The sequence below is a fragment of the Pseudomonas salmasensis genome (assembly GCF_014268375.2).
GTDB lineage: Bacteria > Pseudomonadota > Gammaproteobacteria > Pseudomonadales > Pseudomonadaceae > Aquipseudomonas > Aquipseudomonas salmasensis.
In genome coordinates this window covers 4,087,400-4,110,011 of sequence record NZ_CP077083.1, presented here as the reverse complement: position 1 = coordinate 4,110,011, position 22,612 = coordinate 4,087,400, and the positions used below count along the sequence as shown (strand labels likewise).

At 61.8% G+C, this 22,612-nt stretch carries 17 protein-coding genes; 6 read left to right on the top strand and 11 right to left on the bottom strand.

The features are described from left to right. Window positions 1-32: 32 nt before the first annotated feature. Both HU731_RS18405 and HU731_RS18400 read right to left on the bottom strand, forming a co-directional pair. On the bottom strand, window positions 33-389 hold the full coding sequence (locus tag HU731_RS18405) for a YceK/YidQ family lipoprotein (protein WP_032893888.1): 357 nt from the start codon (window positions 387-389) through the stop codon (window positions 33-35). 56 nt (window positions 390-445) lie between these two features. After that, window positions 446-772 carry a YceK/YidQ family lipoprotein gene (locus HU731_RS18400; RefSeq protein WP_186606500.1) on the bottom strand — a complete coding sequence of 109 codons (327 nt, stop codon included), beginning with the start codon at window positions 770-772 and terminating at the stop codon, window positions 446-448. Window positions 773-961: 189 nt separating this feature from the next. On the opposite strand from HU731_RS18400, the gene HU731_RS18395 reads away from it, so the two are divergent. Beyond that, entirely contained in the window at window positions 962-3,049 is a 2,088-nt protein-coding gene (locus HU731_RS18395) for a TonB-dependent receptor family protein (protein ID WP_186606499.1), read from the top strand. 129 nt (window positions 3,050-3,178) lie between these two features. Here HU731_RS18395 and HU731_RS18390 read toward each other — a convergent pair whose 3' ends face one another. The 8 genes from HU731_RS18390 to glnE are packed head-to-tail and all read right to left on the bottom strand — an operon-like array spanning window position 3,179 to window position 13,137. Then, window positions 3,179-4,636, bottom strand: coding sequence for a lipopolysaccharide kinase InaA family protein (locus tag HU731_RS18390; RefSeq protein WP_186606498.1), 1,458 nt, complete (start codon window positions 4,634-4,636; stop codon window positions 3,179-3,181). After that, a complete protein-coding gene (locus HU731_RS18385; protein ID WP_186606497.1) occupies window positions 4,636-5,388 on the bottom strand; it encodes a lipopolysaccharide kinase InaA family protein in 753 nt (250 codons plus the stop codon). The genes HU731_RS18390 and HU731_RS18385 overlap by 1 nt, the downstream gene beginning before the upstream one ends. After that, window positions 5,385-6,119: a lipopolysaccharide kinase InaA family protein gene (locus tag HU731_RS18380; protein WP_003187993.1), complete on the bottom strand. Its 735-nt coding sequence runs from the start codon at window positions 6,117-6,119 to the stop codon at window positions 5,385-5,387. The genes HU731_RS18385 and HU731_RS18380 overlap by 4 nt, the downstream gene beginning before the upstream one ends. Continuing rightward, a complete protein-coding gene (rfaP, locus tag HU731_RS18375; RefSeq protein WP_186606496.1) occupies window positions 6,119-6,925 on the bottom strand; it encodes a lipopolysaccharide core heptose(I) kinase RfaP in 807 nt (268 codons plus the stop codon). Before rfaP ends, HU731_RS18380 begins: the two co-directional genes overlap by 1 nt. After that, complete coding sequence (locus HU731_RS18370) at window positions 6,922-8,046, bottom strand: glycosyltransferase family 4 protein (RefSeq protein ID WP_186606495.1); 1,125 nt, start codon at window positions 8,044-8,046, stop codon at window positions 6,922-6,924. Before HU731_RS18370 ends, rfaP begins: the two co-directional genes overlap by 4 nt. Beyond that, the gene (gene waaC / locus HU731_RS18365) at window positions 8,046-9,107 is read right to left on the bottom strand and encodes a lipopolysaccharide heptosyltransferase I (RefSeq protein WP_186606494.1); all 1,062 of its coding nucleotides are present in this window, start codon (window positions 9,105-9,107) and stop codon (window positions 8,046-8,048) included. The genes HU731_RS18370 and waaC overlap by 1 nt, the downstream gene beginning before the upstream one ends. Window position 9,108: 1 nt before the next feature. After that, window positions 9,109-10,143: a lipopolysaccharide heptosyltransferase II gene (waaF, locus tag HU731_RS18360; protein WP_060764898.1), complete on the bottom strand. Its 1,035-nt coding sequence runs from the start codon at window positions 10,141-10,143 to the stop codon at window positions 9,109-9,111. A gap of 54 nt (window positions 10,144-10,197) precedes the next feature. After that, entirely contained in the window at window positions 10,198-13,137 is a 2,940-nt protein-coding gene (gene glnE / locus HU731_RS18355; protein WP_186606493.1) for a bifunctional [glutamate--ammonia ligase]-adenylyl-L-tyrosine phosphorylase/[glutamate--ammonia-ligase] adenylyltransferase, read from the bottom strand. Window positions 13,138-13,520: 383 nt separating this feature from the next. Here glnE and aceE point away from each other — a divergent pair, with 383 nt between their 5' ends. The 5 genes from aceE to msrA all read left to right on the top strand — a co-directional run bounded on the left by aceE (window position 13,521) and on the right by msrA (window position 21,633). Beyond that, on the top strand, window positions 13,521-16,166 hold the full coding sequence (gene aceE, locus HU731_RS18350; RefSeq protein ID WP_014716623.1) for a pyruvate dehydrogenase (acetyl-transferring), homodimeric type: 2,646 nt from the start codon (window positions 13,521-13,523) through the stop codon (window positions 16,164-16,166). Between the two features lie 11 nt (window positions 16,167-16,177). Next, window positions 16,178-17,824, top strand: a complete 1,647-nt coding sequence (gene aceF, locus HU731_RS18345) for a dihydrolipoyllysine-residue acetyltransferase (protein WP_186606492.1) — start codon at window positions 16,178-16,180, stop codon at window positions 17,822-17,824. A 122-nt stretch (window positions 17,825-17,946) separates the two neighbouring features. Continuing rightward, window positions 17,947-18,144, top strand: coding sequence for a hypothetical protein (locus HU731_RS28540; protein ID WP_186606538.1), 198 nt, complete (start codon window positions 17,947-17,949; stop codon window positions 18,142-18,144). Window positions 18,145-18,219: 75 nt separating this feature from the next. Beyond that, a complete protein-coding gene (locus tag HU731_RS18335; RefSeq protein WP_186606491.1) occupies window positions 18,220-20,913 on the top strand; it encodes a putative bifunctional diguanylate cyclase/phosphodiesterase in 2,694 nt (897 codons plus the stop codon). A gap of 72 nt (window positions 20,914-20,985) precedes the next feature. Further along, a complete protein-coding gene (gene msrA, locus HU731_RS18330) occupies window positions 20,986-21,633 on the top strand; it encodes a peptide-methionine (S)-S-oxide reductase MsrA (RefSeq protein ID WP_186606490.1) in 648 nt (215 codons plus the stop codon). A 115-nt stretch (window positions 21,634-21,748) separates the two neighbouring features. On the opposite strand, the gene HU731_RS18325 is transcribed toward msrA, so the two are convergent. Continuing rightward, a complete protein-coding gene (locus HU731_RS18325) occupies window positions 21,749-22,585 on the bottom strand; it encodes a 23S rRNA (adenine(2030)-N(6))-methyltransferase RlmJ (protein WP_054896234.1) in 837 nt (278 codons plus the stop codon). Window positions 22,586-22,612 lie beyond the last annotated feature (27 nt).

Genomic DNA, 22,612 nt, shown 5'->3' with positions numbered 1-22,612 from the left:
GGGAAGCTGTTAGCGGCAAGCGCCGAGAGGGGCTAGCGGAAGATCTCGATGCTGCCGTCCTTGTTCTGGCGGTAGATCGTGTAAGGCAGCATCAGGGTGTCCATGACACCAGAGGCGACAAATTCAATCGCGATGATCGGGAAGGCATTGCCTTGGCGATCCAGCAGGCTTTGGTCCTTCAGGCTTTTGTCCGGTGCAGGCTCGCCATTGAGGGTACAAAAGCCGTAAATCACCCCACTGTAGATACGCGGCACGTTTTCGCAGTGGCTGCGTGACTCCTTGAGGTTCTGGCTGGCCACGGCATCCGGACGAAAGACGGTATTGATCGTTCCGCAGCCGGAGGCCAGTAACAAGGTTGATACCAACAGGATTTTGAAACCACGACTCACGGACAACTCCTTTCGCCCAGTCGATGGGCTGGGCAGGTGCTTTTATACCCATAGGCTTATGACCGGCCTGGACGCCAATAGATGCTGATATTACCGTCGGCCGTTTGTCGATAAATCGTATAAGGCAAAACCACCGTATCGGCAACCGCGGACACCGCAATATCTACGAGCACGAAGGGTATGAGGAACCCGGTGGGGTCCGGGGCCGCGTGCAGCATGCAGAAATCAAAGGCCACGCCGCTGTAAGCGCGGGGAATGGATTGGCAATAGGTTTTTACGAGCCTGAGCTCACGCGCCGTGTCGCCCTCTTTGCGCAGGACGCTATTAACAGTTCCACAGCCGCTTAATAACAGCGCAGCGACACTGATACCCAGCGCAGCCATTATTTTTCGTGTCATATCCTAGCCTCGCAAACGGTCAGCCACGCTAGCACCGAGAGATTGGCTCATTCATCCGAGGGGCACCGCCACATTGCGTAAGAAAAATCCGAAATGGTAAAACCTACCTGACTGTTTAAACTTGCGCACTTTTTGCGCGCCTTCGCTATGCGTGCCCAAGACTCTGGCTGCCCCATGAAAAAAACGCACGCTCGCTTCTCCCTCTTGCTGCCTGGCCTGCTGGCCTTGAGCAGCACCGTGCAAGGCGAGGACTCGCCACTGATACTTGACCCCAGCGTGGTCACCGGTTCGCGCAGCGCCAGCCCAACGTTTGATTTGCCCTACTCCGTGGACGGCATCAGCCGCGAACAGATCAGTGACGGCCAACTCGGCATCAACGCCTCCGAAGCCCTGTCCCGCGTGCCCGGCATGGTGGTGCAGAACCGCCAGAACTATGCACAGGACCTGCAAATTTCCTCCCGCGGCTTCGGCGCCCGTTCGGCATTCGGTGTGCGCGGCATCAAGCTGGTCGCCGATGGCATCCCCGCCAGCACCCCGGATGGTCAGGGCCAGGCCGCCACCTTCAACCTCGACACCGCCGAGCGTATCGAAGTGCTGCGCGGCCCGGCGGCGACGCTGTATGGCAGTAACGCCGGCGGTGTTATCCAAATGTTCTCCCGCGACGGCGAAGGCCCGCCGCGCATCGGCGCCGAAACCCTGGTGGGCAGCGACGGGCTGAACAAGAACCACCTGAGCGCCGAGGGTGCGGCAAATGGCGCCGGGTTTGTGCTCGACGCCTCGCGCATGGACACCAACGGCTACCGCGACCACAGCAGCGCGCGCCGCGACCAGACCTTCGCCAAGCTCAATTTCCAGCCGGATGACGACAGTAAGCTGGCCTTGATCTACAGCAGCCTGGAGCAGAACGGCACGCAAGATCCACTGGGGCAGACCTGGGCGGCGTACAAGGCCGACCCGCGTTCGGTAAGTGCCAATGCGCTGAACTACAACACGCGCAAAAGTATCGATCATCAGCAATTGGGGATGAATTACGAGCGGTATTTCGGTGGCGCCACCTTGCAGGTCAATGCCTACACCGGGCGGCGCAGTGTGATTCAGTACCTGTCGATCCCCAAGGGCACACCCGCCAACGAACGCGGCGGTGGCGTGGTGCAATTTGACCGTAAGTTCTACGGCGGCAGCGTGCGCTGGATGCAGCCCATCGAAAGCGCGCCTGGCGAGCTGATGATCATTACCGGCCTGGATTTCGACCAAAGCGAAGACAGCCGCCATGGCTATCAGAACTACAGCGGCAACACCCTCGGCGTGAAAGGCCAACTACGCCGCGACGAAATCGACACGGCTCGCAGCCTCGACCCGTATATCCAAGCCAACTGGGCCCTCGACCGCTGGACCCTGCAAGCCGGCGTGCGCCACAGCACGATGCAGATGGACGTTGACGATCAGTTCCTGAGCAATGGCGACGCCAGCGGCAACAAGACCTACCAGAAAAACACACCGTCGATGAGCGTGATGTATGCGTTCACCCCCGACCTGCATGGCTACGTCAGCGCAGGCAAAGGCTTTGAAACCCCGACCCAGGCCGAGCTGGCCTATGCACCGGGTAACACCGAGGGCTTCAACTTCGGCTTGAAGCCGTCTGAAAGTACGCAATATGAAATGGGTGTGAAAGCGCAACTGAACAACACGCGGATCAACGCCGCCGTTTTCCAGATCACCACCGAGGACGAACTGGTGGTGCAGCAATCCATCGGTGGCCGTACCAGCTACCAGAATGCCGGTCGCACATTGCGCCGCGGCTTCGAGCTGGGTGTTGAAAGCCAACTGAGCGCGCACTGGAGCACCAGCCTCGCCTACACCCGCCTGCACGCCACCTACGACAGCGATTTTGCCAGCGGCACCAACACCATCGACAAAGGCAACTACCTCCCCGGCGTGCCACAAACCACCCTGTTCGCCGAACTGAACTGGAAACCACGGGACTGGGTCAGCACCGCCATCGAGGGCCTGTACCGCAGCAAAGTCTACGTAGAAGACACCAACCAACAACACGCCGCACCGGCCTACAGCGTCTTCAACTGGCGCGCACGGTTTGAGCAGAAGGTCGAGCACTGGGCCTTTCACCAGACCTTGCGCCTGGATAACCTGCTGGACCGTCAGTACGTAGGTTCGGTGATCGTGGGGGATGGCAATGGCCGCTATTACGAAGCCGCGCCGGGGCGCTCGTGGTATGCAGGCGCTGGGGCTGAATATCAATTCTAATGTAGGAGCGAGCTTGCTCGCGAAAAACGTCAACGATAACGCGTGCATCCTGAATAAACGCGGCGTCTATGGTTTTTTCGCGAGCAAGCTCGCTCCTACATAGAGGCAAGCCCCTCGCACATTTGGATCTCAGGCGTCCGCTTGTACCGCGATGGTTTTGGGCAACCGCTGATCAATCACCCGATACAACGCACTGTCTTGCGGCCAATTGCGCATGAACCGCGCCCGATCCTTGGCGTATGCCGGCGCAAAGCTGGCAACAGAACGGTGCTGGCACATGGCATCCAGGTCAATCATTGCCCAGCGCCCGTCGTTCCAGAACAGGTTATGGCCCTTGAAATCCCCATGGCTGATGCGCTCGCGGATCAGCTCGGCGAACAACTGGTCCAGCGCCTGCAATTCGCTCTCGGGCGCATCGCCGCTTTCAACATACGGCGCAAAGCGCTCGATGATGTCCGGCCCAGGCAGGTATTCGGTGACCAGGTAGGCACGGCTGCGCAACCACAGGAACCGTTTCTCCAGCACCGCCAGCGGCGTGGGTGTGGCAAAACCCAGGAAGGCCAGGCGGTTGCCTTCGCGCCAGGAGTGCCAGGCGCGGCTTGGGCGCCAGAAGCGCTTGAGCCAGTGGGCAAAGCCCTTGATGTTGTAGCGTTTGATCACCAGCGGCCGGCCAGCCACGTCGACCTTGGCCACGCTCGCCGCGCCACCGGTCTTGTACAGGTGGCCCTGGTCAAGCAACGCATCGGCCTGCTCCAGCACCGGCACCATGGCGGCTTCTTCTTCGCGGCGGATCGCACGCAGGCCAAAAGCGCCGCGCACCACACTGAACAGCGTGCATTCGCGGCCGGTCTTGTCCAGGTAGTCTCTCAAGCGCCAGGCGCTGACTTTACGCACCTGCTTTTCCAGGGCTTGCATTGGCAAGGCGTGTTCGCCGTTGGCCAGCAGGTAATACACCAGCAATTCTTCGGTAAACGGCTCAAGGTTTTTCGGCAGTTGGGCGAAGAACACCCCTAGGTTCTCCAGCACGCGATTGCGCGACAGCGGCTTGCCCGCCTCTTCGACACGAATGCCGGCGCCATCGATCAAGTACAGCTTGCCGTCTTTGCGCAGCAGGTTGTCCAGGTGCAGGTCTTCTTGCCACAGGCCCTTGGCATGCATCTGGGCAATCGCGCCCAGCGCTTCGGCGAGCACGGCGGTTTGTTCGTCCGCCAACGGCGGCAGGTTTTCGACGGCGAGCCAAGCGTCGGACAGGCTTTGAGCTCCCTCGATAAATTCAAACAGCAGCCAACCGCCCTCGCCGTCCTGCAAACCATCGGCCAGCAGCAACGGCGTGGTCAGGCCTTGCTCAGCCAACAGGCGTACACCCGTAAGCTCACGCTGAAAATGCCGCGCTGCCTTGTTGCCCACCAACAACTTGGCCAACACCGGGCGACCACGCCACACGGCGGCGCCCACATAGCGCTGCCCCGGCAATACCCGCAGCAGGCTCAGCAATTGCAATTGCCCAGGGCCGGCGGCATCCGCCAGGTCGAGGGTCAGCGGCAGGCTGGGGGTACGCCCAGCCGTTTTCAGCTCGGATAAGCGCATCAGCGGTTCTCCTTGTGGCTGCGGCGTGCGGTCAGGCGTTGGTGCCAAGTGGCGACCAAGGCACTGTCCTCGGGCTGCTCAAGGTACGCCGTCAGCAGTTGGCGCACCTGCGCATCCGACCATTGCGGCGCGCGGCGCAGCAGCGGTTCCAGGTCCTTGACCCGGTCACGCCAGCCAAACAACAGCGGGCGGGTTTTCTCCAGGTCGATCAACTGTGCGGCATACCCCTCACCGGCAGGCTGCAGGAAAATATGCTTGGGGTAAAAACAGCCATGCACCTGCCCGACGCTGTGCAGATGACGCGCCAGCTTGCCGCACGCCAACAGGATCGCACTGTGCTGGGCTGCGCTCAATTGCGCCCACTGCTCCAGCAACGAGTCCAGGTCATTCCAGCCATCCAGCGCACGGGTGAGTAGCATCGCCCGGCGCTCGCCCTTGACCTTGCGCTCACCGAAGAACGCCGCTTGCAGGGCCGGAATGCCGAGCTTTCGATACAGGCTGATGTTGCGAAACTCGCGGGCAAAACTCGGCTCGCCAAACGGGCGGTGCAAGGTGCGCGTCAGGTAGTTGCTCTGGCGCTTGAGGTAGTAACCCTGCCCCTCAAGCTCCAGGCGATACACGCTGCTCCAACCGTCGCCGCTGGTGTTCGGCTCGTCCACCGCATCCAGTTGCTTGGCCCACAGCGCGTCGAAGGTCGCCAGGCCGTTGCGCTCAAGCAGAGCGCGGTCTTCGGCCGCCAGGAAGTCACTCATTCGCGCCCCTCGAAAAACTTCACCACATGGCGAATTCGCTGTTTGTCCGACGCGGTCAGGTGCGCGCGCTGGCGATATTGCAGGTAGAAGCGCAGGCGCTGGGTGGCCGACAAGTGATACTTGGCGACTTTGTCCAGGCAGGCCAGGTCTTTGGTGATGCGGTACTTGAGCCAGAAACCGCGCCAGAAATCACCGTTGGGGCAGTCGATCAGGTACAGGGTACGTTGGTCGTCCACCAGCAGGTTGCGCCACTTCAAGTCGTTATGGGTGAAGCGGTGATCGTGCATGGTGCGCGTGTATTCGGCGAGCTGGCGGCTGATGCCATCGACCCACCGGGGGTCCTTGAGGCGCTCATCGTGACGCTCGGCCAGCACCGACAGATCTTCGGTCTTGGGCAGTTCGCGGGTGATCATGGCGCCGCGGTTATAGGCCAGGCCCTTACGGTCCAGGCCCCAGGCCACCACGTCGGCAGTGGGGATGCCCCACTTGGCGAAGCGCTTGAGGTTCTGCCATTCGGATTTCACCCGTGGCCGGCCCAGGTAACGACGCAGGCCCTTGCCGGCGCCTACGTAGCGCTTGACGTAATAATTGACCCCACCACGCTCAACCCTGATCACTTCTGACAGCGGGTCGCGGGTCAGCCGCTCGCCTTGCAGGGCGAACACCGCGTCCAGGCTTCCAAAGTCATCCGCCAGGGCGGCGTAGGCAGGTTCCAGATTCCAACCCGCCATCAGATCGCATCCCCGTATCGTTGTTTACGCGCATACAGCTTTGCTGCCATGCGTTCCAGCGCAGACAGCAGCGCGGTTTGCTCCGACAGGATCTGGCGCAGCGGCTGCTGGAAGTACGCCTTGAGAAAACGCAGCTTGTCACGCTGGGTCAAGCCGATCTCCAACGCGGAGTAATACAGGCCGGCCAGGTCCTTGTTGCGCCAGCGCACGGGGATCGTCGCACGCACCTGGGCACGGTGCAGGTCAATCACCGACAGCTTGAGGTTGTCGACGCTGATGGGCCGGTCGGTGTGCAGCAGGAAATGGCAGAGGTAGCAATCACGATGGTTGACGCCGCCGCGGTGCATCGCGCCCACGGTACGCGCCAGCTCAAGGGTCAAGGCATGCTTGATGGCCGGCACGGGCGGTTGCTTGACCCAGTCCAGGGTCAGGTCTTCCAGGCTGATGATGGGGGCCAGTTCCTGGGTGATGATGAACGAGTGCTGGTCGGCCGGGTTGCTGCCTTTTTCACCGAACGCCACGGCGGTCATGGTCGGTACGCCAAGCGCCTGTAAGCGCTGGATCGCCACCCACTCCTGGCCCGCGCCCAATACCGGCAATTTGGCGGTGACCAGGTTCTTGAGGATTTCGCCCCAGCCAATGCCACGGTGGATCTTCACAAAATAAGGCTGGCCCTCGACCACCGTACGCAACGTACGGCGAGCGGCCAGCTCGCGGAATACCTGGCCTTCCAGCTTCTCGACCTCGGCGAACGCATCGCGCCCGTCCCAGAGGGTCTTGAAGGGTTCGGCTAGAATCAACTTCATCGGTTTGGCTCCGCCAGAATCAGGTCCGCAGCGTACTGCGGCATGCTAAAGAGGTCGGCCGTCTCAGCGAAGGCCAGACCATTGCGACTCCAGGTCGCACGCGCTTGTGGGTCGTCGAGCATATCGACCAGATACTGGTTGAGCTGGGTTTGCTCGAACGGCTCGTCCAACACCCGGCCGCTCTGGGCCTTGTCGATGTAGAACGCATAGCCGCACACCTGGCTCACCAGTACCGGGAGGCCAGCGACCACCGCTTCGACCAGCACCATGCCGGCCGCCTCGTTGTACGCGGGGTGAATCAACAGGTCCGCCCCCAGCAGGAAACGCGGAATATCAGTGCGGCCCTTGAAGAACTGCACCTGGTCGCCCAGGCCCAGCGCCGCGCTCTGCAATTGGAATACTTTGGGGTCGTCCTGGCCGATTACAAATAGCCGGGTACGTTTCTTCAGCCGCGAAGGCAGTGCGGCCAGCGCCTTGAGGCTGCGGTCGACGCCCTTGGTCTTGAACCCCGAACCGATCTGCACCAACAGCAGATCATCCTCGGCCAAGCCGAATTCAGCGCGGAACTCGGCGCGGATCTCGGCGGCGTTCGGCGGCGCGCGGCGGTCGCGGGCGATACCCGGTGGCAACAGGTGAAAACGCTCGGCCTGGGTGCCGTAATACTGGGTGAACAGCTGCTGCTGATGCTCGGACAACACCATGATCTGCGTCTTGGCGTTCTTATCGAACACGGCGCGCTCGTATTCGGCAAAGTGCTTGTAGCGCCCGAACCAACGATACATCGGGTTGCGCAGGGTCTGGGCCTTGTCCTCGAACACACCGTCGGCGGCAAAGTACAGGTCCAGCCCCGGCATCTTGTTGAACCCCACCACGCGATCCACCGGGCGCTTGGCCAGGTCGGCCTGGATCCAGGCGTAGAGCTTTTCGTTGCGGCGGTGGTTGACCAAGGCCTTGACCGGCGCCACCAACACCTCAAAGCCTGGCGGGATGTCGCCTTCCCAGATCAGGGTGTACACCCGAATGCTGTGGCCGCGCTGCTGGCATTCCAGGGCGATGCGCATGAAGTCGCGTTGCAGGCCACCGAAAGGGAAGTACTTGTACAGAACAAAAGCCAGTTGCATCAGTGCTGCTCCTCGGCCAGTAACATCGTGCTCAGCCGGCTTGCGACACGCTCAGGGTTCAAGCGCGTGAAGCACAGGGGCGACTCGCGCGCGATGTCGAACCGCCGCAGGTCGTCGGCAGTGGGTTGATAAGTGCACTGTTTTTGCAGGCAGGGCGCACACGGCCAGTCGCTGGCCAAGTGAATCTGACCTTTGCCGTAGGCGCCGGTGAGGCCTGGGTTGGTGGGGCCGAACAGGGAAATGGTCGGCACGTCCAATGCCGCCGCCAAGTGGCCGAGGCCGGTGTCGACGGCCACGCAGGCACGGGCGCTCGCCAATATGCGGGCCACGCCCGCCAGGTTGAGCTTGGGCAACACTTCGGCGTTGGGCAGGCCCAGGGCCAGGCGTTCGGCCCGCGCCTTTTCGGCGGCGTTGCCCCACGGCAGCTTTACGTCCACGCCTAGGCGGCCCATGCGTTCGGCCAGCTCGCGCCAATAGGCTTCGGGCCAGTGCTTGGTGTCCCAGGTGGTGCCGTGCAGCAGCAAGACGAACGGTTTTTTCGGCGGCAGGCCGAGCAGTTTTTCGACGCTCAGGCCGTAGTCGCCCAGGCGTTGAGGCAGGTCGTAGCCCAGCGCCACGGCGAACAACTGGCGCAAGCGCTCCACCGCATGCTGCCCACGGGCCACGGCCAGGCGCCGGGAATAAAAGCGCGCAGCCAGGGGTTCACGCGCAGAATCTTTGTCGAATCCGGCGATGGGCGCCCGCACATAGCGCGTCAGCCAGGCGCTTTTGAGCAAGCCCTGGGCGTCGATCACCAGGTCATATTTGGTCGACTGCACCGCCTGCTTGAAGCGCCGCCATTCGCCGCTCTTGACGGTTTGCCAAAGGTTCTTGCGCCAGCGGCGAATCGCCACCGGGATGACCTTGTCGACCGCCGGGTGCCAGGTGGGGATTTCGGCAAAGCCTTCTTCTACCACCCAGTCGAACCGAATGCCGGGAATCGCCCGCGCCGCGTCGGTGAGCGCCGGCAAGGCATGGATCACGTCGCCCAGGGATGAGGTCTTGATTACCAGAACCCGCAACTCAATGAACCTCGACCACGTCGCCCTGCAAACGCTGCAAGGCATCGGTGACCGGCTGGGGCAGCAACTGGCGCAGGCAGTTGTAGTGGCCGAAACGGCAGGTGCGGTCAAAACACGGACTGCAATCCAGACCCAGGCGCACCACTTCGACCTTGTCGGCCAACGGCGGAGTGAAGCCTGGGGAGGTCGAACCGTACACGGCCACCAGCGGACGGTTCAGCGCTGCCGCCACATGCATCAGGCCGGAGTCGTTGGACACCACCGAGTCGGCGCACGACAACAGGTCGATGGCCTCGGCCAGGGACGTGTCGCCACTGAGGTTAACCGCCTCTTCACGCAGGCCGGGAATCAGGCGCTGGCGGATGTCTTCACCCACCGAATGATCGTTCTTGGAACCGAACAACCACACCTGCCAGCCTTCGCGGATCTTGGTTTCAGCGACTTTGGCGTAATGCTCCGACGGCCAGCGCTTGGACTCGCCAAACTCGGCGCCAGGGCACAAGGCCAATACGGGCCGGTCCAGGGTCAGGCCGAACTTGGCCAGCGCCGCGTCGCGGGTCACCGGGTCGATCTGCAAGCTGGGGCGCGGGTACGGCTTGGGCAGTTCAGCACCTGGCTCGTAGGCCAACGCCATAAAGCGTTCGATCATCAACGGGTAGCGGGCTTTATCCAGGGTGCGTACGTCATTGAGCAGCACATAGCGAAACTCGCCGCGCCAGCCGGTGCGCTTGGGGATACCGGCAAAGTACGGCACCAGCGCCGACTTCAGCGAGTTAGGCAGCAGGATCGCCTGGTCGTACTGGCCGGCCATGGATTTGCCGATACGTCGGCGGGTCGCCAGCTCCAGGGCGCCGTGGCCGAGCGGGAAGCTCAAGGCCTTGCGCACCTCTGGCATACGCTCAAGGATCGGCCGGCTCCACTCAGGGGCGAGCACGTCGATCTGGCAGTCTGGATAGCGCAGGCGCAGGCACTGAAACAGTGTCTGTGCCATCACCATGTCACCGACCCAACTGGGCCCAACGATCAGAATATTCATGTAGTTTCCACAAACGATGCGGGGAGGCTTATGCCTCCCCGCCCTAATAGTGTTTCAGCTCAAGCCCAGCGCTTGCCAGATTCGCATCACCTGTCGCCGCTCGTCGTCGAACTGGTCCCCGGCGACCGTGCCGGCCTCGTTCTGCAAAGCCTGGCGGTGCGCGGCGGAGCGGTAGGCCTTGTACACCTCACGCAGCAAATGGGCATCGGCGGCGGGCATCAGCCCGACCTGCTCCAAGCCCTCCAAAATGCGGATATTGTCGGTGTAGCGCAGCAACGATGGATGTTGCGCAGACCACGCCAAAGCCGCGTATTGCACCATAAATTCAATATCGACGATACCTCCGGCGTCCTGCTTGAGGTCGAACAGCGCCGTGGCCTCGAAGGCATTGGCGCCCCTACCGGCCGTCGTGGCCTTGGTGCCCAGGTTGTCACGCATCTTGGCACGCATCTCGCTGACCTCCTGGCGCAGCGTCTCCAAGTCCCGTTCACGCCCCAACACGTTAGCCCGTACCTGCTCGAACGCCTGGCCCACATCCTGGCTGCCCACCAGCACCCGCGCGCGGATCAGGGCCTGATGTTCCCAGGTCCAGGCTTCATTTTGTTGATAGCGGTCAAACGCGCCCAGGGAACTTACCAGCAAGCCGGAGGCGCCGGAAGGTCGCAGGCGCATGTCCACTTCATACAGCTGGCCGGAGTTGGTCTGGGTGGTCAGCAGGTGAATGATGCGCTGGCCCAGGCGCGTAAAGAACTGCGCGCCATCGATCGGCTTGGCACCGTCCGTCTCGGCCTGGGGGTCACCGTCATGGATAAACACCAGGTCCAGGTCCGAACCATGCCCCAGTTCGATGCCGCCGACTTTCCCATAACCGACAATGATGAAGCCAGGATCGCACAGGGTGCCGTCCAGTCGCTGTGGCGAGCCGTGGCGGGCGACCGTCTGGCGCCAGGCCAGGGCCAGCACTTGTTCAAGAATGGCTTCGGCCAGCCAGGTGAGGTAGTCACTGACCTTCATCAACGGCAGGCTGCCGGCGATTTCCGAAGCGGCCACCCGCAGGCGGTGCGCCAGTTTGAAATGGCGCAAGGCTTCCATCTGTTGCTCAAGGTCATCTTCGGGAATACGCGTGAGGCGCTCGCGCAACTCAGCGGCCAGTTCCGGCGCCAGCGGCGGCTTGAACAAGCGGCCTTCGTTGAGCAATTCATCCAGCAACAGCGGGAAACGCGTGATCTGTTCGGCGATCCACGGGCTGGCCGCGCACAAGGTCAGCAGGCGACGCAGGGCGTCGGGGTTCTCGGTCAGCAGCACCAGGTAGGCCGAACGCCGGGCGACGGCTTCCACCAGCGGCAACACGCGCTCCAGCACCAGGTCCGGGTTGGCATGTTCAACGGCCTGGGCCAACAGGCGCGGGATAAACGCATCCAGGCGCTCGCGCCCCAGGCGCTGCATGGCGCGCAACTGCGGGCTGGCGCGCAGGCTGGCCAAGGCCTTGAGGGCCTTGGGCGCATCGGTGAAACCGCCTTCACTCAGCTGGCGGCACGCGGCGTCGTCATCCTGGGATTCCTCCCACAACGGCAACCATTCACCACCGACCACCAATTCGCTTTCTTCGCCCTCTTCTTCATCTGGGTCGGCAATCACTTGGCGAAAGTGCCAGTCCACGCGGCCACGCCAGTACATCAGGCGCTCGTGGAACGCGGCCCAGTCACTGAAGCCCAGCATAAAGGCAATGCGCGCCTGGTCTTCGGGGCTGTCCGGCAGCATTTGCGTCTGGCGGTCGGCAATCGCCTGGATCGCATGTTCGGTGTAGCGCAGGAACTCGTAACCGCTGCGCAGTTCGCTGATCACAGTCGCCGGCAAGTATCCCTGGCCCTCCAGCGTGCCCAGCACATTCAATAAGGGGCGTTGTTGAAGGCTGAGGTCACGGCCACCATGGATCAGTTGGAATGCCTGGGCGATAAATTCCACCTCACGAATGCCGCCCGCACCCAGCTTGATATTGTCGGCCATGCCCTTGCGCCGTACTTCCTGCTGGATCAGCTGCTTCATGGTGCGCAGCGCTTCGATGGCCGAAAAGTCCAGATAACGGCGATAGACAAACGGGCGCAGCATGTCGAGCAGTTGCGCGCCAGCCACCTGGTCGCCGGCCACCACCCGCGCCTTGATCATGGCGTAGCGCTCCCAGTCCCGGCCCTGGTCCTGGTAGTACTGCTCCAGCGCGTTGAAGCTGAGCACCAGCGCGCCAGCCGAACCGTAGGGGCGCAGGCGCATGTCGACGCGGAAGACAAAACCGTCGACGGTCATCGGGTCCAGGGCCTTGATCAGTTTTTGACCCAGGCGAATAAAGAACTCCTGATTATCCAGGGCGCGCTTCACGCCTACCGTTTCGCCGCCTTCTGGGTAGGCAAAGATCAGGTCGATATCCGACGACAGGTTCAGCTCCACCGCACCGAGCTTGCCCATGCCAAGGATAACCATGTGCTGCGCCTCGCCGCTGCGTGCGCCAGTCGGCGTGCCGAACTGGGCGCAGTGGCGCTGGTACAGCCATTGATAGGCCTGGTCGATGCTGGCGTCGGCCATGTCGGACAGGTCGCGACAGGTTTGCACCAGGTCGGCCTGGCGTGTGAGGTCGCGCCAGATGATGCGCACCTGCTGGCGCGTGCGCTGGCGGCGCAGCACACGGCCCAGCTCGTCTTCTGTTTCGGCCTGTTGCACGGCACCGGCAATCTGGCTGCACAGCTCGCCGGGCGCAAACCCGCGGTCCAGCTCGCCCCAAGCCGCTAGCTCAAGCAACATCAAAGGGTCACGAACACTCTGTTCAATGACGAAATCACTGGCGGCGCACACGCGGGCGAAGTCGGCCCACCGTTGCGGCGTCCACGCAGAAAGGCCATGATCGTCATCCAGCGCGGCCACCGCGTCACGAAATGACTGCTCGGCCCGGTTGGCGTAAGGCAACAGAATGGCCGGCAGTTCGGCCAGCGTTGGAAGGCTCATGGTCTATCCTTGATCGGCGTGTAAATGGCGTGTAGTTGTGAAGGCAAGAGCCATGCTCGGTGAAGGACTGTCGAACAAAGGTTAGAAATAGCTGAAATTAAATTAATCTTGGCAGGCAACATCAAAGTTTCACCTTTTCTTGTTCGCAATAGACCAACAATAACGATTATGCTCACCAGCAAGACCGAGCCATACGCTCAGTCTTGTGTAGTTTTACTACTCGTATATACATTCGAAAGGCTGAAATGGCCGACGATTTGTAGTAAAACTACAGGACGCCGAAGCAACCTTCGGCCATCCAAGAATTTATGTCGTCTGCCCACAAGGCCAGTCGCAAACTTCAGGCAACCGATTCTGGTAGCCTTTCCGCCCTGGAGCAAGCCATGCAAGACCTCGATCCCGTCGAAACCCAGGAATGGCTGGACGCCCTGGAATCGGTTCTCGACAAAGAAGGCGAAGACCGTGCTCACTACCTGATGACCCGTATGGGCGAACTCGCGACCCGCAGCGGCTCGCAACTGCCTTACGCCATCACTACGCCATACCGCAACACCATCCCCGTTACCCACGAAGCACGCATGCCTGGCGACCTGTTCATGGAACGCCGCATTCGCTCGCTGGTACGTTGGAACGCCATGGCGATGGTAATGCGCACGAACTTGAAAGATTCGGACCTGGGCGGTCACATCTCCAGCTTCGCTTCCAGCGCAACCCTGTATGACATCGGCTTCAACTACTTCTTCCAGGCCCCGACCGACGAACACGGCGGCGACCTGATCTACTTCCAGGGCCACACCTCGCCAGGCGTCTACGCCCGTGCGTTCATGGAAGGTCGCATCAGCGAAGAACAAATGAACAACTTCCGCCAGGAAGTCGACGGTCAGGGCCTGTCGTCCTATCCGCACCCTTGGCTGATGCCTGATTTCTGGCAGTTCCCGACCGTTTCCATGGGGCTGGGCCCGATCCAGGCGATCTACCAGGCACGCTTCATGAAGTATCTGGAAGCCCGTGGTTTCATCCCCGAAGGCAAGCAGAAAGTCTGGTGTTTCCTGGGCGACGGCGAGTGCGACGAGCCGGAATCCCTGGGCGCCATCTCTCTGGCCGGCCGCGAGAAGCTCGACAACCTGATCTTCGTCATCAACTGCAACCTGCAGCGCCTCGACGGCCCGGTTCGCGGCAACGGCAAGATCATCCAGGAACTCGAAGGCGTGTTCCGCGGTGCTCAGTGGAACGTGACCAAAGTCATCTGGGGCCGCTTCTGGGACCCACTGCTGGCCAAGGACGTCGACGGTATCCTGCAACGTCGCATGGACGAAGTCATCGACGGCGAGTACCAGAACTACAAAGCCAAAGACGGCGCGTTCGTTCGCGAGCACTTCTTCAACACGCCTGAACTCAAGGCGATGGTTGCCGACCTTTCCGACGACGAGATCTGGAAGCTCAACCGTGGCGGCCACGACCCGTACAAGGTCTACGCGGCGTACCACGAAGCGGTCAACCACAAAGAACAACCCACCGTCATCCTGGCCAAGACCATCAAGGGTTATGGCACCGGTGCCGGCGAAGCGAAGAACACCGCGCACAACACCAAGAAAGTCGATGTCGACAGCCTGAAGTTGTTCCGCGACCGCTTCGACATTCCGGTCAAGGACGAAGAGCTGGAGAACCTGCCGTTCTTCAAGCCAGAGCCAAACAGCGCCGAAGCCCGCTACCTGAGCGAGCGCCGCACTGCACTGGGCGGTTTCGTGCCACAGCGCCGTGCCAACAGCTTCAGCGTACCGACGCCAGACCTGAGCACCCTCAAGGCTATCCTTGACGGCTCGGGCGACCGTGAAATCTCCACCACCATGGCTTTCGTGCGTATTCTGGCGCAGCTGGTCAAGGACAAGGACATCGGCCCGCGCATCGTCCCGATCATCCCGGACGAAGCCCGTACCTTCGGTATGGAAGGCATGTTCCGTCAGTTGGGCATCTACTCCTCCGTCGGCCAGCTCTACGAGCCAGTCGATAAAGACCAGGTGATGTTCTACAAGGAAGACAAGAAGGGCCAGATCCTCGAAGAAGGCATCAACGAAGCGGGCGCCATGAGCTCCTTCATCGCTGCCGGTACTTCGTACTCCAGCCACAACCAGCCAATGCTGCCGTTCTACATCTTCTACTCGATGTTCGGCTTCCAGCGTATCGGCGACCTGGCCTGGGCCGCTGGCGACAGCCGCACCCGTGGTTTCCTGATCGGCGGTACCGCCGGCCGTACCACGCTGAACGGCGAAGGCCTGCAACACGAAGACGGTCACAGCCACATCCTGGCTGCCACCATCCCGAACTGCCGCACCTTTGATCCAACCTACGGCTATGAGCTGGCGGTGATCATCCAGGACGGCATGAAGAAGATGACCGAAGAGCAGCAGGACGTTTTCTACTACATCACCGTGATGAACGAGTCCTACCAGCAGCCAGCCATGCCGGCCGGTGTGGAAGAAGGCATCATCAAGGGCATGTACCTGCTCGAAGAAGACACCAAGGAAGCGGCGCACCACGTACAGCTGATGGGCTCCGGCACCATCCTGCGTGAAGTGCGTGAAGCGGCGAAGATCCTGCGTGACGAGTTCAACGTCGGTGCCGACGTATGGAGCGTGACCAGCTTCAACGAACTGCGCCGTGACGGCCTGGCCGTGGAGCGCAGCAACCGCCTGCACCCTGGCCAGAAGCCAGCCAAGAGCTACGTCGAAGAGTGCCTGGCCGGCCGTAAAGGTCCAGTCATCGCCTCTACCGACTACATGAAACTGTTTGCTGAACAAATTCGCCAGTGGGTCCCGTCCAAGGAATTCAAAGTCCTGGGCACCGATGGTTTCGGCCGCAGTGACAGCCGCAAGAAGCTGCGTCACTTCTTCGAAGTCGACCGTCACTTCGTGGTGTTGGCAGCCCTGGAAGCCTTGGCTGACCGTGGTGAGATCGAACCCAAGGTGGTGGCTGACGCTATCGTCAAGTTCGGGATCAACCCGGAAAAACGCAACCCACTGGACTGCTGAGGAGATTTTTTGTGAGCGAACTCATTCGCGTACCTGACATCGGCAGCGGTGAAGGTGAAGTAATCGAGCTGTTTGTGAAGGTCGGCGACACCGTCGAAGCCGACCAGAGCATCCTGACCCTGGAGTCGGACAAGGCGAGCATGGAAATCCCTGCTCCCAAGGCCGGCGTGGTCAAGAGCCTGAAAGTGAAGCTGGGCGACCGCCTGAAAGAAGGCGACGAACTGCTGGAACTGGAAATCGAAGGTGCTGCTGATGCAGCCCCTGCGGCCGCGGCTCCGGCCGCCGCTGCACCTGCACCTGCTGCTGAAAAGCCTGCCGCTGCCGAGGCTGCTCCAGCCCCGGCCGCTGCACCTGCCGCCGCGACCGTCCAGGACATTCACGTCCCGGACATCGGCTCGTCGGGCAAGGCCAAGATCATCGAGCTGCTGGTCAAGGTCGGCGACACCGTCGAAGCCGACCAGTCGCTGATCACTCTGGAGTCCGACAAGGCCTCCATGGAGATCCCTTCGCCGGCTGCCGGCGTGGTGGAAAGCATTGCGGTGAAGCTGGAAGACGAAGTCGGCACCGGTGACTTCATCCTCAAGCTCAAAGTACAAGGTGCTGCGCCAGCCGCCGCACCAGCACCGGCTGCTGCTCCGGCTGCCAAGGCTGAAGCGGCACCTGCCGCTGCTGCCCCTGCGCCGGCCGCAAAAGCCGAAGCTGCGCCAGCCCCTGCGGCTGCCGCACCTGCGCCAAGCGGTGCCAAGGTTCACGCCGGCCCAGCCGTGCGTCAGCTGGCCCGTGAATTCGGCGTCGAGCTGAGCGCTGTTGCAGCCAGCGGCCCTCACGGCCGTGTGCTGAAGGAAGACGTGCAGGTTTACGTCAAAACCATGATGCAAAAAGCCAAGGAAGCTCCGGCTGCCGGCGGCGCTACCGGTGGTTCGGGCATTCCGCCGATCCGTACCGTGGATTTCAGCCGTTTCGGCGAAGTCGAAGAAGTGCCGATGACCCGCCTGATGCAAATCGGCGCGGCAGGCCTGCACGCCAGCTGGCTGAACATCCCGCACGTGACCCAATTCGACCAGGCCGATATCACCGACCTGGAAGCGTTCCGCGTTGCGCAGAAAGCCGTGGCCGAGAAGGCCGGCGTGAAGCTGACCGTGCTGCCACTGCTGCTCAAGGCCTGCGCACACCTGCTCAAGGAACTGCCGGACTTCAACAGCTCGCTGGCGCCAAGCGGCAAGGCGATCATTCGCAAGAAGTACGTGAACATCGGCTTTGCGGTCGACACCCCGGATGGCCTGCTGGTACCGGTCATCAAGAACGTCGACCAGAAGAGCCTGCTGCAACTGGCTGGCGAAGCGGCCGCACTGGCTGCCAAGGCCCGCGACAAGAAGCTCACCCCAGACGACATGCAGGGCGCCTGCTTCACCATCTCCAGCCTCGGCCACATTGGCGGCACTGGCTTCACGCCAATCGTCAACGCGCCGGAAGTGGCGATCCTGGGTGTGTCCAAGGCCACCATCCAGCCTGTGTGGGACGGTAAAGCGTTCCAACCCAAGCTGATGCTGCCACTGTCGCTGTCCTACGATCACCGCGTGATCAACGGCGCCGCGGCTGCGCGCTTTACCCAGCGCCTGAGCCAGCTGCTGAACGACATCCGCACCATCCTGCTGTAAGTCGCAGGGCCTTCCTGTTACCGGGAAGGCCCTTGCCGCACCGATTTCCGAGCGCCACGCTCGTACCTCAACCCCGCCACTTGGCGGGGCTTTTTTTGCCTGTGTTTTCTGTAGGAGCGAGCTTGCTCGCGAAGATCGTCAACGATAACGCAGGTATTCTGGATAAACGCGGTGCCCTGGCGTTTTTCGCGAGCAAGCTCGCTCCTACAGAGGAAAGGCATAAACCACCGATCACCCCAATTACAGAAATCACCCATGCGGCCGATAACAGGCTTATAGCACTTAGCCTTCATCCTCTCTTGTCACTGCGTGCTGCATGATGCAACCTTGCCGCAGTCGACAGTCAAGAGGGCGTGAGCCCAGCGCAGTGCGCATTTTCCCAAGCGAGCTTCCCCATGAAAAGCCAACCCGATGTCGCCCGTATGGCGGCCGAGGTAGTGACGCAATTACCGGTGCCTTCGCGCCTCGGTATGCTGCGTTTCGAGCGGCTTAATGAGGCAAGCTGGGCCCTGCTCTACCTCGACCCCAATTGCGAGCGCCAGTTCGGCCTGCCAGCGGTTGAACTCTGCGCCTTGATCGGCACGCCCTACGCCAGCCTGATGGAACCCCAGGCGCGCTACCAGTTGCACGATGCGATCCAGCAACAACTGGCCCACAGCCCCCATTATCTGGTGCGCTACACCCTGCACACCCCTGACGGCCCGTTGAGCGTTTTGGAGATGGGCGAAGCCTACAAACAACACAACCGCCACCTGGTGCGCGGCTACCTGATGGTGGTCGAGGGGCTGTTCAGCGAGACCAGCACGCCCGCCCCGACCGTCGACCTGGAAAACCAGAACAGCCGCCTGCAAATCGCCCTGGAGCTCAACCAGCGAGCGCAGCAGGAACAGTTGCAGCACCTGGAGCGAGTACGTGCCCAGCAGGAGTTGATCCTGCTGCTGGCGCGCCAACGCTACACCACGCCCAACTCCCTGCAAGAAGCGGCTGAATTGATCACCCGCAGCGCCTGTGACATCTACCAGATCGACTGCGCCAGCATCTGGAACCTCGAAGGCCATCACCTGGTACCCATCTCGGCCTATCACCGCGCCGATCAACAACACCACCTGCCCGAAGCCATCGACGCCAGTGGCTTCCCGGATTACCTGGAAGCCCTGCATTCGAGCCGCGCCATCGATGCCACCCACGCGCTGCGCGACCCACGTACCCGGGAAATGGCCGAAAGCCTGCGCGCCAAGGACGTCCACGCGATGCTCGACGCCAGCATCCGTGTCGACGGCCAGGTCGTCGGCGTGCTGTGCCTGGAACAAGGCGGCAGCCCACGCGCCTGGCAGTCCGATGAGATCGCGTTCGCCGGCGAGCTGGCAGACCAGTTCGCCCAAGTCATCAACAACCACAACCGCCGCACCGCCACCAGCGCCCTGCACCTGTTCCAGCGCGCCGTGGAGCAAAGCGCCAACGCGTTTTTGCTGGTCAATTGCGATGGTGTGGTGGAGTACGTCAACCCCAGCTTCACCGCGATTACCCAGTACAGCGCCGAAGAAGTCCACGGCCATCGCCTGGCCCAACTGCCGGCCCTGGAAAACCTCAGCGAATTGCTGTTCGACGCGCCCTCGGCCCTGGCCAAAAGCAACAGCTGGCAAGGTGAGTTCAAGAGCCGTCGCAAGAACCTGGAACCCTACTGGGGCCAGCTGTCGATTTCCAAGGTGTATGGCGACAACCGCGAGTTGACCCACTACATCGGCATCTACGAAGACATCACCCAGACCAAGCTGGCGCAACAGCGCATCGAACGCTTGGCCTACACCGACAACCTGACCAACCTGGGCAATCGCCCGGCGTTCATTCGCAACCTCGACGAGCGCTTTGCCCGCGACAGCGACAGCCCGATCAGCCTGCTGTTAGTGGACATCGACAACTTCAAGCGCATCAACGACAGCCTCGGCCACCAGACTGGCGACAAGTTGCTGATCAGCCTCGCGCGCCGCCTGCGCAACAGCTTGAGCAGCGGCGGCAGCCTGGCGCGTTTCGCCAGTAACGAATTCGCGGTGCTGTTGGACGATGCCGACCTGGAGACCGGCCAGCAGGTGGCCAGCCAGTTGCTGGCCACCCTCGACAAGCCGATGTTCGTCGACAACCAGTTGATCAGCGTCACAGGCTCCGTGGGCCTGGCCTGCGCGCCGTTGCATGGCCGTGACCCACAGACCCTGATGCGCAACGCCGGCCTGGCCCTGCACAAGGCCAAGGCCAACGGCAAGCACCAGGTGCAAGTGTTCACCGAAGCCCTGAACGCCGAGGCCAGCTACAAGCTGTTCGTGGAAAACAACCTGCGCCGTGCCCTGACCCAGAACGAGCTGGACGTGTTCTACCAGCCCAAGCTGTGCCTGCGCAGCGGTCGCCTGCTGGGCATGGAAGCGCTGTTGCGCTGGAACCACCCGGAAAAGGGCATGATCCGCCCCGACCAGTTCATCAGCGTGGCTGAAGAGACCGGGCTGATCATCCCCATCGGCAAATGGATCGCGCGCCAGGCTTGCCGCATGAGCCGGCAATTGACGGCCGCAGGCCTGGGCAACTTGCAGGTGGCCATCAACCTGTCGCCCAAGCAATTCTCCGACCCGGACCTGGTGGCCTCGATTGCCACCATCCTCAAGGAGGAACAGCTGCCGGCCAACCTGCTGGAGCTGGAGCTGACCGAAGGCCTGCTACTGGAAGCCACCGAAGATACGCGCCTGCAACTGGACCAGCTCAAGAGCTTTGGCCTGACCCTGGCGATGGACGACTTCGGCACCGGTTACTCGTCGTTGAGCTACTTGAAAAAATTCCCCATCGACATCATTAAGATTGATCGCAGCTTTATCCACGAAATCCCGGACAACCAGGACGACATGGAAATCACCTCGGCGGTGATCGCCATGGCCCACAACCTCAAGCTCAAGGTGGTGGCCGAAGGCATCGAGACCGCTGAGCAGTTGGCGTTCCTGCGCCGGCACCGTTGCGACGTGGGCCAGGGCTATCTGTTCGACCGCCCGATCCCGGGTGCCGAGCTGCTGCACAGGCTTAAACGCTACCCGCGCGGGCCAATCGCCTGACAGCGCTGTAACACTCGGGCACACTGGCTGTCTGACAATTTACTGTTACTCAACCTGACGAGAGGACTGATCATGGTCTTGCGCTCGGAAATTCTGGTGAATAAAAACGTGCTGCCTACTCAAGAACAAGCTCTGCCTGGCCGTGAAACCCCGATGAAGCTGCCCGAAACGCACTTCGTCAACGGCAACCCACTGCTGGGGCCGTTCCTGGATGACGTCGGCTTTGCGATCTTCGGCCTGGGCTGTTTCTGGGGCGCAGAACGCAAGTTCTGGCAGCGCGATGGCGTGGTCAGCACCGTGGTCGGCTACGCTGGCGGCTTTACGCCCAACCCGACGTATGAAGAAGTCTGCTCGGGCCTCACTGGCCATAGCGAAGTGGTGCTGGTGGTGTATGACCAAGCCAAGGTGAAATACGAAGACCTGTTGAAGATGTTCTGGGAATTGCACAACCCGACCCAGGGCATGCGCCAGGGCAACGACATCGGCAGCCAGTACCGTTCGGTGATCTACGCCACCACGCCTGAGCAACTGGCGGCAGCCAAGGCCAGTGCCGAGGCGTATCAGCAAGAGCTGAGCAAGGCCGGCCTGGGTGAGATCACCACGGAAATCGATGAGGCCCCGACGGTGTACTTCGCCGAGGCGTATCACCAGCAGTACCTGGCGAAGAATCCCCAGGGTTACTGCGGGATCGGCGGCACGGGCGTGACTTGCCCGATCTGACGCCGACCTCTGTAGGAGCGAGCTTGCTCGTGAAAGACCTGAGAGCGCCGCAGGGCGTCAGGTTTCCCGCGTTATCGTTAACGATTTTCGCGAGCAAGCTCGCTCCTACAGTGGGTTATTCGGCGATAAGCCAATCCATCTGCCAGCCACCCTGGGTCTGGCCCAGTTGCTTGGACAACCACGGCAGCAACTCACGCAGCTCCTCTTCCAAGCCCCACGGCGGGTTGGCAATCGCCAGGCCCGAGCCAGTGAGGGTATTGGGCGTGTCCAGCGGATGCACCAGCAACTCCACACGCAGCAGCTTCGGCGCACCGGTACCGGCCAGGTCCTGGTAGAAACGGCGCAACATGCGCTGGTCTTTCACCGGGTACCAGATCGCCGCCACCGTCTGGCGCATACGGCTGACGGCCTCCTTGAGGGACGCGGCGCAACGCTGCATTTCGTCGAGCTTTTCAAACGGCGGGTCGATCAGCATCAGCGCGCGCTTTTCCGGCACTGGCAGCAAGGCCCGTGGCACGTGCCAGCCTTCGCCCAAGTGCACTTTGACGCGGCGATCACCCTTCATGTTGTCCTTGAGCAGCACGCCATCTTCAGGGTGCTTCTCGTTGAGCAGCACACGGTCCTGGGGCCGCGTGAGGCGGCGCGCCAGTTCCGGCGAGCCGGGGTAGTAGCGCAACTGGCCATCCGGGTTCATATCGTGCAGCACGCGCATGTAGTCGGCGGTGAGCGGCGGCAGGTCGCTTGCGCCCCACAGGCGGGCGATGCCTTCCAGGTACTCACCGGTGCGGTTGGCCTGGTCGCCCTGCAAGTCGTACAAGCCAATGCCTGCGTGAGTGTCGAGGTAGGCGAACGGCTGTTCCTTGCGCGACATCAGGGCGATGAGGCGGGTCAAGGTCAGGTGTTTGAAGACATCGGCATGGTTGCCGGCGTGAAAGGCGTGACGATAATTCATGGTTGCTCCTGCGCAGGGGGCGAAGTT